The organism is Pedobacter cryoconitis (assembly GCF_003259615.1).
GTDB lineage: Bacteria > Bacteroidota > Bacteroidia > Sphingobacteriales > Sphingobacteriaceae > Pedobacter > Pedobacter cryoconitis.
Window position 1 is genome coordinate 25764 of the sequence record NZ_QLLR01000030.1, and the last position, 17532, is coordinate 43295.

The following is a 17532-nucleotide window of genomic DNA, read 5'->3' on the forward strand; positions in this document are numbered from 1 at the left end:
ATACTATGGGACAATTAAGCAATCGGAATATTGCCGTTTTATCTGAAAGCGGTTTTGAAGAAACAGAATTGACCAGTCCGGTTCAAAGATTAAAAGAAGAAGGTGCTACAGTTCATATTATCTCTTCCAAACCAGGAAAAATTCAGGCGATGAAGGGCGATCATGACTGGACTATTGAAGTTGATGTTGATAAAACAATCTCAGCAGCTAATCCAGAAGATTATAATGGCCTGTTAATTCCAGGAGGAGTATTAAACCCTGATGCGTTGAGAAAGAATGACGAAGCAGTTGCATTTGTGAAAGCCTTTTTTAATGCAGGAAAACCTGTAGCCGCCATTTGTCACGGCCCTCAGGTGTTAATAACAGCTGAAGTAGTGAAAGGCAGAAAGATGACTTCAACAAAAACTATAAAAATTGATCTGGTGAATGCAGGTGCCCATTGGGAAGATTCAGAGGTTATTGTTGATCAAGGGTTGGTCACCAGCAGAAGCCCCCACGATCTTCCTGCATTTAATGATAAAATGGTCGAAGAATTTGCAGAAGGAATACATGAGAAACAACACGCTTAGCAAAACATAAAAAAGGGAATCTTAAGATTCCCTTTTTTAATATTATACGATATGGCTGACCATTATTTCCTGATAGCCGTATTGGGCTTATAAGCTGAATACCATTTTCCAAGTGCTGTCAGGTTGCCATTGGCATCTACTAGCGCAGAAGACCAAAGTCTTGCACTGGTTGGTGAACCTGAAAACCAGCTGTACCGCTGTACAAAATCCAGTGCTTCAAGCTGGGGTAGTAATCTTTGCATAAAAGCCAGTACCATTTCTGGTGTATATGGATTCTGAGCCATTGTAGTTGCATTATTTTCAACAGTGGCAAACTCAGTAATCCAGATCGGCTTTTTATACTTGTTATGCAGATCTTGTAAAACTTTGACAAACGCTACGTCATCTGTGCCTACGTACATATGTACACAAATAAAATCGACACGTTTATTCTGCGCAATTGCCTGGTCCAGGAAATCATACATCCATTGCCTGGTTGGCCACGCTGTTGCAGGACTACCTAAAGGCAAACCTATAGCTTCTAGTTTAGGCCATGCAGCAAGCGCATCCTGTACAGACATATTTGACTGGTCGGCTAAATCAGGCTCGTTAAATCCAAGGATAAATTTTGCTTTTCCCTGTACGCCGAGCTGTTTAGCATAGGCAATATTGCTATCATTGACATTTGCTTTGCCCCAGAACATAGGTACAAATTCACAGTTTTGCGGGGCAGACTGCAACGGAAGATCTGTGCCCCAGGTATAATACCAATGGCTTTGCAGGTTGATAACATTTCCCCACCACGTGCCATTCTGGTTGTTTACATTGAAATCTGCTCCCTTTTTACCAGTAGCGACGACCGTATTGCCCTGACTATCGGGCGCTGTATTATTACTCTTACTACATCCAGCAGCTACTGCGCAAAAGAAAAGAAGCCCTATCTTGAATATTCTGATCATCATCAGGTGAAATTAGTGATTAATTTTATTGCTGTGCGGAGTATTTACGATGAGTTTTTCAAACGCCATAAAATCTCTGTCCAGCTTAGTCAGCAGTTGTTTTCTCACAGCCTGTTCCTTGATAAAGGAATAATTTATACTGTTATAAACGATTCTTTTAATCTCCTCATAAGTAAATTCCGGGTACCTGCTGGCCAGTAATACATATTGATCCGTCAAATTGGTCCTCAGTACCCCCGCATCATCCGAACTGATTACAATAGGAACATTAAACTCTTTATAAAGTGTTACCGGGTGACGGTCACCTTTCACTTTCAAAATGAATTCATTACTGAACAGGTTTATTTCTACAGCTATCCCCTTTTCTTTCATATAATTCATTAAGGCATAGCTATTTGCTTCATATGGCATATCTACACCATGTCCGATACGCGAAGCACCGGCATCATAAACCGCAGCACCAATATGCCAGTTCAATTCTTCAGGCTTAACCAGGCCTAGCGTAAGTTCACCTGCATGCAGCGTATATTTAACTCCAGGATATTTTTTATGGCAGTACTTGAACATCTGCATATGTAACCAGTAGTCACGCATAGCTACTTCATTGTTTTCTGGAGAAAGGATGTTTACACCAACTATAAGCGGGTTTTTACTGGCCGCCTCAAAAGCTAACAACAACCGTTTGAAAACTTCACTCGCTTCCAGAATTCTTACAGTATAGGTCTGGTAACGCATGATAAATGAATCATCATCGATGTGCAGTGAATTATGTAGTTTGTTAATCGTATTTTCACTGAAGTTATCCGCACAGGAAACGATATTTTTTTCCATCAGCTTCCCATAAAGTGTATCCAGCAGTGCCTGAGTGTGTTTTTCATCTTTTTGCTGCAATACCGTGTGAAATTTCGGATCGAATTGTGCGCTCAGCTCCTCTATACGATCACACTTAACCGAGCCAAGCATAGTTTCTATATAGCTGACATGTTCTTTGACCGCCCTGTTTTTTATCTCCAGTAATCCGGAGTCAATATCTTTTTCGCTTGCAATATCAAAAGCCGGAAAAGTTTCAAAGAATTGTTTATCAGAAGGAATACTGACATTATTATAGTCTTTAACAGACCATTTCTTTAAAAGCCTGAATTTATATTCATCCAATTGCCGGTCTTTTGCCAGCACGCTGAATCTGCTCCAGTCTTTATCCTCTGATGGTTTCTTTTCAGCAATCTGAAGTGTTTCCCGGTTGATGAAATAATCATTTTTAACTACGTAATTGATGAAGCTTTCTGCATAAACGGAGCCACTGTAATGGTGATGGAGATCGCCTCCTTTAGGCATTTGCGAAAAGAAAGCAGTAAGCTTGGCCGGGTTGTTCCTGATTTTTTCCAGATAGTTACTGACAGACTGCGCTTGGGCTTGAAATAAAAAGAGGGCAAAAAATAGGGTTAAATAGTTTCTCATGAACTAGAATGGATCGTTATTAGATGAAGACGTAAAAATAATATTTATAAGTTTATAATTGTAAAGTATAAATCAGCTCATCTGCGCTTACACCATCTGGCCAGCTGGCTTCTTTCGCAGCTACATATTTAAAACCAAACCGCTGATTTGCAGCTTTGGAAATTTCATTCCCAACCCGATGGGAAACTGTAATTGAGCTGCAATTTTTGAGTTTTGCCCAATCGATACGAGCCTGGTAAAATAACCTGGATAAACCCTGACCACGGTATGCTGACTTAATGAAAGAGGCAAATAAAACCGCTGTTGAGGGGTCGTCTTTTTTTAAGGTCACCGCAGTTAAACCGATTAATGAGCCCATATCATATAAAGCAAAAATGGCACGTGCATCATTTTCCAAAAAAGCTACCCAATCCTGCTGCTTATAGGCAGCTTCTTTCTGATAATTGCTCCCAAACATAGCAGGATTTGTTTGCAATGCTTCCAGCCTGATTGATTTATAGTCCTCCCATTTAGATGGAAGCAGACGGCGGAGGGAATAATTATCTTTGGAGTTATTTTTCATGATTAAGATTTAACAGCTAACCAGCGTTAATAAATGGCAATATATATTTTCTGTAAACCAATTATTATCTAAATTTAATTAAAATGAATATTGAGTTGTAAACTGCGTGAAATAAAACCGCGTAAATCAGCCCATAGCGCACCCTGATAAAAGAGAGAATTAATCCGCCTATAATATAGTTCGCCAGAACAATTGGGCTAAATAATAAAAGGTTTGGTGTGATCTTGTAATTAGTAAGATGCAGATAACCAAATATAAAGCTCGAAATAATTGTAAGCTTTCTACTATTGCTTTTGAATACGCGCATCAGGTTCAGGTCTATTTTCTTCAAACCGATAAATGAAAAGCAACCCATCACAACACCAATCAGTATTGTTAAAACACCTACTTTAATATACTGTGAGCCATCGGCTAAACCACTGTAGAAATAAAGTTTATAGCTCAATGCTGCCAGGATAGTACCAATTGCAATTGATAAGTTGGTTCTGCTGTAGACAAGCCAGATCCGAAACATTAATTCCTCTATTAAGGGAGCAAACAAGCCTGCCAATAGTAAGGCCATACCGGGATTGGGAAATATTTTCGCCTCCATTACAGGAGCTGTCATTACCCCCGCTTCTATGAATAAAGTAGAGATAAAAACTCCAAAAACAATCAACGCCAGCCAGTTGAAGATTAAAAGAACCAGACTGCCCACAACTTTATTCAGCACTGTATCCGCCTGGAAAATTAGCTTTGAGGGGTATAAATAAAAAAATATAAAATATTTGACAGTCTGCATTTACCAGTTTGATCTTCTTTGCTTTAGCATCCATTGGTATATTTTTGGATCTTCATACAAATATTGAATTCCATGACCTCCATTTTTTATAGTGGTAAATCTAATCTGGCTTTTAAGCCCTTTTAATTTCTTATAAATACGTTCAGTTTGCGCTATAGAAATCATATTGTCAGCAGTTCCATGAAAAGTCCAGATCGGTAAATGTTTAATTTTTGAAATATTAGCGGTGTCACTATCATTAATGCCGCCGCATAGGGGTATGATTGCTGCAAATTTATCCGGATAATCCATTGCAGCCTGCCATGTACCATAACCCCCTATGCTAATTCCTGTTACATAAATTCTATTGGAATCAATACGATATTTTGGAATCAACGCTATAGCTAAAGAGTCATACCATTTTTCCGAAGTCCATGTTTTACCTTCAGGACATTGAGGCGAAACTATAATAAAATCAAAATCCTGACCTTTTGCAATAAGATTTGGCGGCCCGAAAGTCTTTAGTTTATTTAAATCAGTTCCCCTTTGAGAGCCACCTCCCAGGTAAATCATTAAAGGATAGGCTTTAGTGGTCGTCACGTAATCTTTGGGTAAATACAACAAATAGTTGTAATTAGCTTTCACTTTTTGTTCGTTTTGAGCGAACGCCGATAAATTCATTGCAATGATTAATATAAAAAGGTATAAATTTTTTATCATTTTTATTTCTTAAGTAAGTCATGTGCCGCCCAGTGCATTTTATTCCGCACTGTTTGAAAGGACAAAACAGAAACTTCTGACTTTGAGTCATAGTCAATATTAAGCCAAACACATTCATCTTCTATACCAGTTTTCATTCTTAGTTTTCCGCGTTCCCCAAATTTACATTAAATGTATTCATAATTATGCCTCGATTCCAGCCCTGTCAGGACCAGGGGAAGGACTTATGAGGTATTTATAGTCTTTAAAGATGTCATGAGCGATGAGGTTTCCAAAAGTGTCTATTGTGGCAGCTTTTTAAATTAAAAGCTATCCTTCTGCAAGTTCCTTCACCTTCTGCAGTGCTAAAGGCCAGGTTTCTTCCATATAGTCCACATATTTCTCGTTCATATCCATATCCACGCGCCACAACGTTTGATTACCATTCACGACTGTAAGCGTGTAATTTTCCAACGCGTCCCCCCATTCTCCTCCCTGGTAGGTAGTCGGGTCTTCCACCCCATTCTTCACCTCGCCAAGATGATGAATGGATAGAAACTTTCCAGGAATGCTCTCCACGATCTCGGAAACCATACCATTCCCCGAACCATCCCCAAAAATTGCTTTACTTCCTTTTTTCCAGTCTGTTTTCACCGTTGAGCCCGGAGCAAAAGGCGCAGTCCATAAATCGTACGTATCTTTTCCAATAATCACCTCCCATACTTTTTCAGGCAGGGCATTAATTGTAATACTGAATTCCATCTTTTTCATAGCTTACTTCTTTTCCTAAAGTTAACCACTCAGTTTAGTAGTTATAAGGGGCAACAACGCCATTATCAGGAGCAATTCGGGACAAAACTATACCTGCAAAAAAACTATATTCACAATAAAGCCCAGCCTGCATGATGCTGGCAAGGCTTTATCCCTGAATACTAAAATTTCAGCTTAGTTTGCATTTTTCTTCAACCATTCCAATCTTCGCTGATCAGCTAATTGTTTGACCGAAAAACCTTCAAATTTAGCATTAAAGCCATTTCCATCCGGACTGGCCGCCATAAACCCAACCATTACAGGTTTATTATCCTGCAGATAAGCATTACGCAGCATCACATATGTTTTATCATCATAAGAATAAAATATCTCAACCGCATCCAATCTTCTCACCGCTTTTATCCATACAAAATCAGGGGTCTTATCTAACGTGGTTACACTCCAATCACTCGTTTTATGCGTCACCACAGTACTCAGATTGTACTTTCCGTCTACAAATTCAATCCCTGCTTTGATATAATTTTCATGATCTGTACGCAACATTAACCCCATCTGATCGAAACGTGCTTTATAATTTCCGCTGATCTTTACTTTCGCTTCAAACTCTCCTCCATAAGTACTGTAATAGAATGGTGCATCGTCAACCGTAAAGCCGTAATGTGAAATTCTCCAATAATCACTTTGAGGGGTTACCAGCATGGTCAGTGCATTGTTTTTAATTTCCCATTTTTGAGGTTCGTTAAACCACTGCATCTTTTCCAGGGTCTGCGCAAATCCTGTTTGCGCGATTAAGAACATCATGATACTTAAAATAATTTTCTTCATTTGTTGTTTTGAGTTAATAACCATACGTTATATTTACCTACAAATGTAAAATCCAGTGCACGGCTCTCCAATGCTGATTAATAACCATATTTAAATGAATATTATCAATACCCTGAATGAAAAACTATTAAAACAACCTTTTGATCAAGAACACCATAAACTGGGAAACCTTGCTCAATACCAGTATATGGCCTTCATGTACTCCCAAATAGAAAATTCTGTGGCTGTATTAAGTGATATGGAGGCTAATAAAAGTTATATCTATAATGGAAGAGCTGCGAAAGAACTGGGTTTTGATGAAAATGACACCTCCAAAGAGATCAATTCCATCTGGGAAGAAGATATTTTCAACAAGATCCATCCAGATGACCTTGTTGAAAAACACTTGCTGGAGCTTCAGTTTTTCAACCTATTAAAGAATCTGCCCATTAACGAAAGATCTGATTACCAGGTGAAAAGCAAAATCCGGATGCGCAACAAAACCGGCAATTTCATTACTGCAGAGCATCGTATGTTTTATGTATGCAGCACGTTAAATGGCAGTCTGTGGTTAGCCCTTTGTCTTTATAATCTTTCTGATGAAGCAATGGCAGGAACAACAACTGGTGTGATTTTCAATTCTGCTACAGGCATTACGTTTAAACCAGATCAGCAAACCTATACTAAGATACTATCTGTTCGCGAAAAAGAAATATTAAAGCTGATCCGAAAAGGTAAAATGAGTAAAGAACTTGCCGATTTATTATCTATCAGTGTCAATACAGTCAACAGGCACCGTCAGAATATATTAGAGAAATTAAGGGTCAGTAACTCTCTGGAAGCATGCCGCATCGCAGAAAGAATGAACCTGATCTGATTAATTCGCCCTTTTTCTCTCCTGCTCACTCGCTGTAGTTCGCTGACGTGCCGCAGCTACGCTTTTACCCAGTTTATAAGAAAGACTTACTGTAAATGTCCGTGTATCATTTTTCTGATAAATACCATTGTTCTGACCCTGATTATTGATTAAAATCCGGTATGGATTACTATAAAGCAAATCCGCGGCGCTAAATTTAAGGGTTCCCTGTTTATTGAATACCTGTTTACTGATACCCGTACTTAAATCATAAGTTTGAGCAACCCGCAATGTTCCTTGCTGTACCGCGCTATTATACCAGGCACTGACCTCCGCCTTCAACCCGCTGTTTTTATCAATTGTAAAGGCATGATCGGTTCTCAGGTAAAAATAAAACTGGCGGTAATTATAAGTATTTCCCGGCTGATCTGAGTTTTGTGTTCTGAAATATCCCTGGGCAGTGTTATTGATTTCCCACCAGGAAGCCGGATGATGAACAGAAGAAAGTTCTGTACCGAGATCTTTGATACTTCCGATGTTTTGTTGCGTATCATAAAAGGTTTTATTTACATTATCCTGAACAGTCACATTACTCGCCAGGTCATCTATCTGTGTAAATACCGCAGAGAAAGTATAATTCTGGTGTAAAGTATAACTCAGCTGGAAGCTATTGATAATAGCAGGCTTCAGAAATGGATTACCACTCCAGTAATTATATGGACTTGAATAACTTTTTGCAGGATTGAGCTGCCTGTAATCCGGTCTGTCTATTCTTTTTGAATAGTTAAAACCAAACTCATTATTTTCTGAGGCTTTATAAGTCACGAATACAGTTGGAAATATCCGCAGATATTTATTGACATTGATAGAGTCCAGAGACTGTGATAAGCCCTTGGTTGACGTATATTCTGCACGCAATCCGCCTTTAAAATTCCAATGGCCAAAAGCTCCGTTTATATTGGTATAACCAGCAGCTGTATTTTCAGTATATTTAAACTGATCGCTCTTTGATGGATCAAGTACTGGGGCGGCCCCGGCAGTATTAAAAAAATCGAATTGGTTCTCACTCACGGTACTGGTGTATTTAAGGCCGGATTCCATCGACCATATTTTTCCCAGCTTATACGTATAATCCAGCTGCCCGGACCAGATGTTTATCTTTTGAGTGGCCGGGAAAGAAGTATGATAAGGCGCAGAAGCTAAACTTCCATCCGGCAAATACGTGAGGTTATTCAACTGCTGCGTGTTATTCCGGGTATAAGGTGCATAATCCAGATCTACATTCAGGCCCCTGCCAGAACTGTCCAGTTTTGCTTTATAATTCAGGTTAAAACTGTATTGATTGGTCTGTCCTGCGCTATTGCTGCCAGTATTCAGTACAGAATCGGGGTTAACATGATAATTATTATAAATGTTAGTCATGGCTTTACTGCTGCCGGTATTTGCAGAATTGTTCCCTGTAACCAGCACACCAATTACCTGGTTATCTGTCAGATTATAGTCTGCACCTGCGGTATAATTATTCACTTTATTACCGGATATATTGATTTTGTTCATGTTCCAGTACGCATAAGAAGATGGTGTTTGAAAAATGGTATATTGCTCTAAATTACGCTGAACATCCCGGTCGCTATAGCTATAAGTACCAAAAATATTCAGCTTATTTTTACGGTAATTAAATAGGCCACCACCGGTAAACCTGTTTAACTGCCCACGGGTATAACCGCCATTTAAACCTGCGTTAAATCCATCTGCTTTTATTTTCTTAGTGATAATATCAATTACAGCGCCCCCTTGCGCCTCATATTTGGAAGAAGGATTGGGCATCACCTCTATCTTTGAAATCTGATCAGAAGGAATACTTTGCAGGTAAGCTGCAAGATCGTCCCCGGATAATCTTACTGGTTTACCATCCATATAAACTGTAACCCCTTTATTATTTGCTTTGACAGCCCCATCATTCGCCGTCTGTACACCCGGAGCCTTCCCTAAAGCATCCCATGCAGTTCCCCCACTGGCCATAATGCTGTTTTCTACGTTAAAAACAACCCGGTCTATTTTTCGTTCGACCGTAGGTTTAGTAAAAGTAATTGCCACTTCTTTCAGCTGCTTGCTATCACTCAGCATCATTAAGCTGAGACTATCTTTTGGTAAATTAAATGTACGTAATATTGATTTATAGCCTATCAATGAAACTGAAAGCTGATAAGGTGACTCATTCAGACCAGTCAGCGTAAATTTGCCCAGATCAGCCAATTGACTGCTGATTACTTGTCCATGCTGTGAAATTGTCAGGGTAGCCGCATCCAGTGGTTTACCCTGTTCATCCTTCACAATTCCGCTTAATTTCTGCTGAGCGGAAAGGTGAAAAGGAAGGAGCAATAATAAAATATAAAATATAGGTTTCATCTGTTTAAATTATATCACAAACCTACCCTGTTGCTTCCTAAACGGAAGTTAAGTTGAGTTAAATAGAGTTAAATCGTATCTTAATGGGATCGTAGCAGATAAATTATGAGGAACTTCACCCTATGAAATGGTTCAAAGCAAAATATACTTATATACTGATCGTGCTTTCCTTACTGGTAAGCACAGGACTTCAGGTAGTATGGCTACAGCAACTTTTTGAGGCGCAGCAGAAACAGCTCAAAGATGAGATAGAACGTTTGGTAAGCAGAACTGCTCAAACCAATTCATATTATAGCCTTTCCACATTTACAGATCCGGGTAATCTGCTGCTGGCTAAGCAACTTTTTCTTTCTCCGCAGTGGGAACAGCTGCGCCAGGCATTTGATAACATGAAAATACAAGGTATGCGCGCTTCCTCCAGTATTATTGTTGATAATGATAGTACAGCAGTTACTTTGAGCTTAAACTTAAAGGATAGTTCTTCAAACAAACGCAGAAGACCTGTGGTATCCAGTACAGGAAAGACTCCGGAGGAACTGCGATTAATTGATAGCCTGTCCCTGGTAAAAATGAAAAAAACCCTGAGTACCAGCTTAAAGAAAATTGGTATTAACTCCAAAGCTTATTATAACATCTATTCCTATAACACTACAAAAGCATTTAAGAGCGATGCTCCAAAAGGATTCAAACCAGCATTTGTGAGCAGAAGTTATCTCTATAATATTCAGAACATCTATAGATGTCAATTGAGCCTGGCTAGTATCAATACCGTAGTTTGGTATCGGATGCGATACTATCTGGCCTCCTCCATCCTTATGATTTTACTAACCTGTACCGCTTTCTATTTTATACTCAAACTGTTACGCAGTCAGGAATTATATGCAGCAGCAAAGGCAGATTTTATCAGCAATATGACCCATGAGCTTAAGACACCTATTGCAACAGTACTGGTCGCGATGGAATCTATCAAAAAATATAACCTGATCAACAAGCCAGAAACCCTGCAAAGTTATCTTGACATTAGTCAGCATGAAATGCGAAGGTTAGACCTGATGGTTGAAAAAGCATTAAATAGTAGTAGCGGAACTGAAACAGATCAGCCGCTGAACCTGGAATTATACGATGTACAATCAGGTCTGCAGCAAGTAGTCACCGCTATGCGGTTACAAAACAGTGAGGCAAATATCCAGTTCAACCTTTTAAAGGAACCTTGCTTTGTTTATGGTGACCCGGTTCATCTGACCAATATATTTTATAACCTGATTGATAATGCTTTTAAATATTCAGGGAAGAAACTGTCCTTGGCAATCACGTGTAAATATGATACGGAGAAAGTAACATTGAGTTTCAAAGATAACGGACCTGGAATTGATAGGATTTATCATCAAAAGATATTTGAAAGATTCTTCAGGGTTCCTGTGAAAGGTGATACGCATGATATTAAAGGATCTGGTTTAGGGCTTCATTATGTCAGACAAATCGTACAAAAACATGGCGGAACTATCAAAATTAAAAGTGAGCCCGGAAATGGAACCAATTTTATCATCACCTTACCTATAGCATCATGAGCCTGAAAGTATTATACGTAGAAGATGAGCCATTTTTATCGCATATTGTTAGTGACGGGCTAAAAAGCAGCGGTTATACGGTTCAGGTTGTTGGAGACGGCAATTTAGTCATGGACGCTTACCTTTCCTTAAAGCCTGATATTTGTATTCTGGATATTATGCTTCCTTCTAAAGATGGTTATACGCTGGCAAAAGAACTCAGGGCTAGTCAGCCGGATCTGCCTATTATCTTTTTAAGCGCCAAATTACTTCCGGAAGATGTGGTAAAAGGCTTTAAATCCGGCGGCAATGACTATCTCAAAAAACCATTCAGTATGGAAGAATTACTGGTTAGAATGGAAGCCTTGTTACAACGTTTCGGGAAAGATACAATCGGTGAGACAGTTGAAACCAACAAAATTTATTCCTTCGCCAATTGCCAGCTGAATACCGTTTTACAGAAATTAAATACCTCATCAGGTGAGCATTCCCTTTCTTTTAGGGAATGTGCTTTACTGGAAATGATGATTTTGCGCAAAAATGATGTTCTGGAGCGTCAGGAGGCACTGATTAAGATCTGGGGGGACGACAATTATTACAATACCAGGAGTATGGATGTATTTATGACCCATTTAAGGAAATTGCTGAAGGATGAGCCGGGTATTCAAATCATGAACTTGAGAAGTATTGGTTATAAATTGATCTGTTAACTTAATTGTGAGGGCTAAATTACCAATTCCCTCGCAAAACCCTTACCTTGCAAGGCTCCACTAAAAACAGGGGTTAATAAAAAAAAGATGGCACAGCAAAAGATTCACGTATGGGCAGGGACCACAGAGAAGTCTGAAGAACAATTTGATAAATATTTTGATCAGTCTAAATTCATCAAAGATAATTCAGATCCTAATCAGCGCAGCCAGTTCGGCAAAGATCTGAACCTGGAAAATGCTTATGATGAAGATTGGATTACCGTATACCATAGCAGAAAAAGGATCAGTATTCAGAGCGCTATTGAAGAATTACCGATATGGGACGACCAGTTAGAGGTTGCGATTTACCAGGCAGGTGTTAAAAAAGGAATGACTTTAGTCAATGCAATCATCAGTTATGCAAATGACGAGCTAACTATAGATAAACCATTAAACAGCTATAATAACCTGGTTTACCTGGGTAGCTTTACTAATCCTTCCTAAATTAAACTCCGGCTTATAGTTATTAAAAGCAGGTTATCATGATAAAAAACATCAATGCCGAAAATCCTGTTTCCGGCATTGATGTTTGTATGCTGCTGTATAAAAGGATACCGTTAAATCCTTCTTTCCCAAAATGGCTCTTCTGCCCAGCGCTGTTCTGTACGATAGTATTGTTTACGCAAGTCCAGATACTGATTAAAGATACTTTTTATGTCCTGCTGATAAGATTTGATACCATCCGCATTGCCGCTAAAGAAATAATCCACTGCACGGGCAGCATTACAAGCGGAAGAAACAGCAAAACCTATTCCCATGGAAGAAATGGGGTCAAATGCTGCTGCAGCGTCGCCTATGGCCAGAAAGTTACTCCGGGAAGAGGAATCAGTAAGCTGTGAGAAAGCATTTCTTACCCAGGGCTGTTCATCAGCAACTGCATGCTGAATCCGCTTTTTGATATTTTTGGTGGCCGACAACAACGCATTCCAGTTTTCCGGCTGCCGCAATTGCTGTTTTTTGATAACATCTGCGTCACTAAACAGCGTGACTACCATACGCTGTCCGGGCAAAGCAGCACAATACCACCAGCCATCTTTTACCGTTTCAATGAACATTTCCTGAGCAATTACTTTAGGCACTTTAAAATGCAGAAATGCACCTACCCCGACTAACTGATCATATTTAACAATAGGCAAATCCAGCATCCGGCAAAGATGGCCCTGTCTGCCACTTGCATCGAACAGAAATTTTGCATTGATCATAAAATCCCCCCTGGTCTGATGTTTCATCTGCAGTTCCCAATGCCCATTTTCCTTTTGTATAAGGTTTGTACATTTTGTTCTGGGAAAGATCTTTCCGCCTCTTTCCACAACTTTAGAAAGCATCAAAAAGGGTTAAACAAACTGGCATCTACGTGTTCTCCAATTCTGCTGGTATCAAATGCGGTATGATCTGTGAGGATAACTGTTAAAGAGGTCTGATCCAGCAAACTTAAAGCGGCGGAGGTGCCCGAAGGCCCTCCGCCGATAATCAATACATCGGTATTATAAATTTCTGACATCGCTTATCTCCTGTTGCGTGAGCCCGAACGCGGAAGTCCCAGGCCTGCAGCACTGACAGCGATAGGTTTGAATGCTTGTGTTTCCAGGAAGTTAGCGAGCATTTCTCCTCTGCCGCCTCTGTTTCTGATTAGCCTTTTGTCTGGTTCAATAAAATAAACCGGAATGGTTGTTTCATCGTCCTCCGGATTTCCGCTGATCTCCCCTACACCCACATCTTTATAACTGAACAGCTCATTCACACGCTCTGTTTCTACAATATACGGGAAACCTGGCTGCCCGGCATTCTGATCGCGGATAAATCCTAAGGATGACCAATGCTCGACCATTTGTACAAAAGTATTTACTCCGCGTGCATAATTTACTTGTACACCCGCCGGATTATGTGAAGCCAGCTGCCCTTCAACGGTTAGTTCGCCTACAATCACATCCCAGGGACTTTGAGGCGGCCACCAGTAAGAGTAATAAGTGGGTGGCTTTGGCTTACCGTTCTCTTTATTAATGGTAGGATCAGTAAAATTAACATACTGTACTGTGCATTGGAAAAAGTCTGCTTGCCACGGACAAGCCATCCTTTTCGTCAAATCTCCAGGTTCGCAGCCTCCGCCTTCACATTCGTCTCTGGAAGGGGTTAATCCATTTTCCTGGTAATAAGCTTCATCTTTGTGGTGTTTAATTACATAAGGTGATTCATATAACTTACTGTTTTGCAGACTCCAGGTCACTTCGATTCCCGGGCACATCGGTAAACCGACACAGTTTCCTACACTTGCGGTATCGTGTGGATTTACGGGGTAAGGTGCAGGAACAGCATCATTTACGAACCACCCTTTTGCCCATTGACTTAACAGGAAATATTGCGTTTCATCTAAAGCGAGGAATTTTACAATATTAACCTCACTGACCGAGTTACTGCCTGAACCTGATGGCATCATCGGGAAATAATCTTCTCCTTGTTCCCTGAACAATTTCTGCTGAGGCTGTTCATCCGGCGGTAATACAGGCGGAATATCATCGGGTCTTCTGAAATAAGAAAAATAATTCATCCGGTTATCCAGATTATCCGGTGATGGGTCTGAGAAATCAAAGATATTAGAACAAAAAGCCGACATAGCCTGTACATTGGATACCCATTGATACCGGTTGATCCGCTGAATAACCGGAAGAATATCCCGCTTATAGTCAGCAACATATGTGGTACTATATTGACCATTGTTATACAATTGGGGAACCAGGTTAAAATGTCTGACTCCAACATCAAACATCGTGTCACTCAGATTTGAAATATTGACGATCTCCGGGGCAAAATCTGGTGAGCCAACAATGATCCATGCGGTTAGTTTTTGCTCAGGCTCCCCATTGTTAAATACAACAGTCGCGTAGACAGGGCCATCCGATATATCATCGTGCCAGGTATCAGAACCACCATAATTAGTCAATGGCTTATCTCCGCCGGCATTTCCATAACCGCCCAAAACGACTAGACGACCTTGATTATCAGTACGAAGATCTCCTAAAGTCCTGATAGGTGTGCCGTAAGTCACTTCTGCAGGCGGGTATTCCACCGGATAACCGGCAGGTGCATCATTTTTAGTAAAAGTAATGGCTTGTTCTCTTCCAGAAATGGTTCTCGGACCGGGATCTACAAGCAGCGTCTTTCTATTCGATCCGGTTACCGCGTCGTTGCGAAATTTCACACCTGTATTATGGTAACTGTTTGAATTGCCATACAAAAGATTGCCCTTCAATTCACTAAATTGATACCAGGCAGCTTTTTTACTGGCCAGATGCACTGTCCAGGTAATTGACTCCACATCAGGAGAGTCAAGTGTAAGCTCTGTTCCATCGTCGCTGTAGATTTTAAAAGGCTGTCCTTGCCGTTTAACCAGCCCGATTTCATCTTTAAATTTAATCACGTGCCCGGTAGTTACGTTTCCGTAATAATCAGCCTCAAAGGGCAGCCCTCCGATAGTAACCGGAGTAAGGCAAATTTGATCCGGGCTATTGCCCAAACGGGCAACACCGACAGATGGGTGAATTTTTAATGTCATAATTTGATAGGTTAATTTAGATAATGATAGCCTTGCAGGTGATTTGAGCGTTCTTGTGAGGCTATATAATTTAAGAAAATAAAACACATAAAACACTATATTTCAGATATTTAAATTAGACAAACAACAATTTAAATCAGACAAACAAAAATTAGATCATATAAACAACAATTAAATTATCCCGCTTTTAATCGCAAAACCAACGAGTGCAATTGCATTTGGCATATTGGTTTTATGCTGCATACTTCTGCGGTGATTGATCACCGTATGCTCACTAACAAATAATTTATCAGCTATCATTTTACTGCTTAAGCCTTCAGCCATCCATAACAGGACTTCTTTTTCACGTTTGGAAAAAATCTGATCTTCTTTATTTAAGTAATAAACCTTCTTACAAATAACTTCATTTTCCCTGGCCCTATTTTCGTCAATTCTCTCTACTGTTTGAATTACAGGGCCGAAACCATTGATTTTTATCAGGATTCCCATGCTGTACACCGGATTCCGTTCCTCGTCTGAGATAAAGCAGTTACGCTGTAAGAAATGCTCGTGCTGACCGTTTCTGTTTTTGATCATAGATTGATAAGAAAAAATATGATTTTTGTGATCTTCGAATGCTATGTTCTCTAAAATCTGCAAACGGTCAGGAAAGATCTCCTCATTGAATAGCCTTAAATGGTCCTGCTGATAAATTTCAAGTGTATGGTTAATACCGTTTTTCAAGAAACATTCAGCGTTATAACCTGCGAAATTTTCAGACATATTAATGTATAAGCCACTTTTATAATTCAGCAAATAGATGAAAGGGATACTGTGCATTAAAAACGATTGAGCGAAGTCGTTAGCGAGGAAAAAATCATCAAAGCCTGTTAATTTTAATTGTTCAGCTTCGACTCCTTTATTTTTGAGCGCACTTAAATAGCCAAGCCAGGTTGGCTTGTTGTTCGTTTTCATTGGAGCGTTAATTCGATGTAAACTGGTTAGGAATACACATCACAATATACAGACAATCTGTTACATAGCAATAAAAAAAAACAGTAATAGCATGGGTTATTATTTACGATAAAAAGGCATTTACATGCGTTAAGATAACGCGTTATTTTATAGTTAAAACGTAAATATAAAAACAGTATCGGTTTAGCAATTCGTGGTTAATTTGAAAAATAATGCAGGCAAAGATTTATAACCGGTAGCAATAAAATATACATTAGTACCAATAAAATACTATTTTTAGTCTATGACTCCTCCTGCTCTGCTTAATTCATTAAAAACGACACTGCAAAAAAGCAAAGTAGAAAAACTGGCACTGATTGCAGCAGAACAGGATTTTTCAACAAAGGAACTTATCGATTTGACTTTTCATCAGGAGGAAAAAATTGCCTTCAGAGCTGCATGGGTTTTGGAAAATGTATTTTCCTTAGATCAGGAAAGGTTTTTACCCTATGCAACCTATTTTCTGGCCAAACTTCCGGATCAGAACAATCTATCTGCACGCAGACATTACAGCAAAATCCTGGCTTTGATGACTAAAAAAAATGCACCAGTAGCTTTAAAAGAGATTGTTGTAAATTATGATACAGAAATCCTCGTCAATACGGTGTTCGGTTGGCTGATTGACGAGAAAGTCCCTGTAGCTGTAAAATCGCATGGTCTGAATATCCTGGCCAATCTCAATACCAAACATAACTGGATTAAAGAAGAGCTTCTTCAAACCATGGATTTCCTGGTTGATAAAGAAAGTATCGCATTCTTTGGCAAGGTGAAAAAGATCAGAAAACAACTGATGTAAATTTGTTCTTTATGGAGAGGCTGGTTTGCCCGGTTATTCTTGGTTTGCCCGGTTATTTTCAGCTTACCTGG

Annotated in this window: 18 protein-coding genes; 6 read left to right on the top strand and 12 right to left on the bottom strand. The window is 39.5% G+C overall.

Going from position 1 to position 17532, the window contains the following annotated elements:
• Positions 1 to 5: 5 nt before the first annotated feature.
• A complete protein-coding gene (locus tag LY11_RS21580; RefSeq protein WP_111635705.1) occupies positions 6 to 569 on the top strand; it encodes a type 1 glutamine amidotransferase domain-containing protein in 564 nt (187 codons plus the stop codon).
• 62 nt (positions 570 to 631) lie between these two features.
• On the opposite strand, the gene LY11_RS21585 is transcribed toward LY11_RS21580, so the two are convergent.
• From LY11_RS21585 to LY11_RS21615, 7 genes are all read right to left on the bottom strand, one after another.
• Positions 632 to 1510, bottom strand: coding sequence for a glycosyl hydrolase (locus LY11_RS21585; RefSeq protein ID WP_245952855.1), 879 nt, complete (start codon positions 1508 to 1510; stop codon positions 632 to 634).
• A gap of 9 nt (positions 1511 to 1519) precedes the next feature.
• Complete coding sequence (locus tag LY11_RS21590; RefSeq protein WP_111635706.1) at positions 1520 to 2965, bottom strand: amidohydrolase family protein; 1446 nt, start codon at positions 2963 to 2965, stop codon at positions 1520 to 1522.
• Positions 2966 to 3017: 52 nt separating this feature from the next.
• Positions 3018 to 3527, bottom strand: coding sequence for a GNAT family N-acetyltransferase (locus LY11_RS21595; protein WP_111635707.1), 510 nt, complete (start codon positions 3525 to 3527; stop codon positions 3018 to 3020).
• Positions 3528 to 3591: 64 nt separating this feature from the next.
• Complete coding sequence (locus tag LY11_RS21600; RefSeq protein ID WP_170132745.1) at positions 3592 to 4239, bottom strand: CPBP family glutamic-type intramembrane protease; 648 nt, start codon at positions 4237 to 4239, stop codon at positions 3592 to 3594.
• A gap of 69 nt (positions 4240 to 4308) precedes the next feature.
• Positions 4309 to 4968, bottom strand: a complete 660-nt coding sequence (locus LY11_RS21605; RefSeq protein WP_211321625.1) for a carboxylesterase family protein — start codon at positions 4966 to 4968, stop codon at positions 4309 to 4311.
• 348 nt (positions 4969 to 5316) lie between these two features.
• On the bottom strand, positions 5317 to 5757 hold the full coding sequence (locus LY11_RS21610; protein ID WP_111635710.1) for an SRPBCC domain-containing protein: 441 nt from the start codon (positions 5755 to 5757) through the stop codon (positions 5317 to 5319).
• Between the two features lie 174 nt (positions 5758 to 5931).
• Positions 5932 to 6582 (bottom strand): DUF1349 domain-containing protein, encoded by a 651-nt coding sequence (locus tag LY11_RS21615; protein WP_111635741.1) that lies wholly within the window; start codon positions 6580 to 6582, stop codon positions 5932 to 5934.
• Positions 6583 to 6676: 94 nt separating this feature from the next.
• Between LY11_RS21615 and LY11_RS21620 the strand changes: the two genes are divergently transcribed.
• Positions 6677 to 7438: a response regulator transcription factor gene (locus LY11_RS21620; protein WP_111635711.1), complete on the top strand. Its 762-nt coding sequence runs from the start codon at positions 6677 to 6679 to the stop codon at positions 7436 to 7438.
• On the opposite strand, the gene LY11_RS21625 is transcribed toward LY11_RS21620, so the two are convergent.
• Entirely contained in the window at positions 7439 to 9826 is a 2388-nt protein-coding gene (locus LY11_RS21625; protein ID WP_111635712.1) for an outer membrane beta-barrel family protein, read from the bottom strand. It abuts the gene before it with no gap.
• Positions 9827 to 9948: 122 nt separating this feature from the next.
• Here LY11_RS21625 and LY11_RS21630 point away from each other — a divergent pair, with 122 nt between their 5' ends.
• The 3 genes from LY11_RS21630 (at position 9949) to LY11_RS21640 (ending at position 12566) form a co-directional block, all read left to right on the top strand.
• Entirely contained in the window at positions 9949 to 11394 is a 1446-nt protein-coding gene (locus tag LY11_RS21630; protein ID WP_111635713.1) for a sensor histidine kinase, read from the top strand.
• Positions 11391 to 12083, top strand: coding sequence for a response regulator transcription factor (locus tag LY11_RS21635; RefSeq protein ID WP_111635714.1), 693 nt, complete (start codon positions 11391 to 11393; stop codon positions 12081 to 12083). Before LY11_RS21630 ends, LY11_RS21635 begins: the two co-directional genes overlap by 4 nt.
• A gap of 87 nt (positions 12084 to 12170) precedes the next feature.
• Entirely contained in the window at positions 12171 to 12566 is a 396-nt protein-coding gene (locus LY11_RS21640) for an immunity 22 family protein (protein ID WP_111635715.1), read from the top strand.
• 113 nt (positions 12567 to 12679) lie between these two features.
• Here the strand turns inward: LY11_RS21640 and LY11_RS21645 are convergent, their stop codons facing one another.
• From LY11_RS21645 to LY11_RS27255, 4 genes are all read right to left on the bottom strand, one after another.
• Positions 12680 to 13447, bottom strand: a complete 768-nt coding sequence (locus LY11_RS21645) for a tryptophan 7-halogenase (RefSeq protein WP_111635716.1) — start codon at positions 13445 to 13447, stop codon at positions 12680 to 12682.
• Positions 13447 to 13623, bottom strand: a complete 177-nt coding sequence (locus LY11_RS26780) for a hypothetical protein (protein ID WP_170132746.1) — start codon at positions 13621 to 13623, stop codon at positions 13447 to 13449. Before LY11_RS26780 ends, LY11_RS21645 begins: the two co-directional genes overlap by 1 nt.
• A gap of 3 nt (positions 13624 to 13626) precedes the next feature.
• Positions 13627 to 15672, bottom strand: a complete 2046-nt coding sequence (lodA, locus tag LY11_RS21650) for a CTQ-dependent lysine 6-oxidase LodA (RefSeq protein WP_111635717.1) — start codon at positions 15670 to 15672, stop codon at positions 13627 to 13629.
• A 171-nt stretch (positions 15673 to 15843) separates the two neighbouring features.
• A complete protein-coding gene (locus LY11_RS27255; RefSeq protein ID WP_111635718.1) occupies positions 15844 to 16626 on the bottom strand; it encodes a response regulator transcription factor in 783 nt (260 codons plus the stop codon).
• A 283-nt stretch (positions 16627 to 16909) separates the two neighbouring features.
• Here LY11_RS27255 and LY11_RS21660 point away from each other — a divergent pair, with 283 nt between their 5' ends.
• Positions 16910 to 17461 (top strand): hypothetical protein, encoded by a 552-nt coding sequence (locus LY11_RS21660; protein WP_111635719.1) that lies wholly within the window; start codon positions 16910 to 16912, stop codon positions 17459 to 17461.
• Positions 17462 to 17532: the final 71 nt, after the last annotated feature.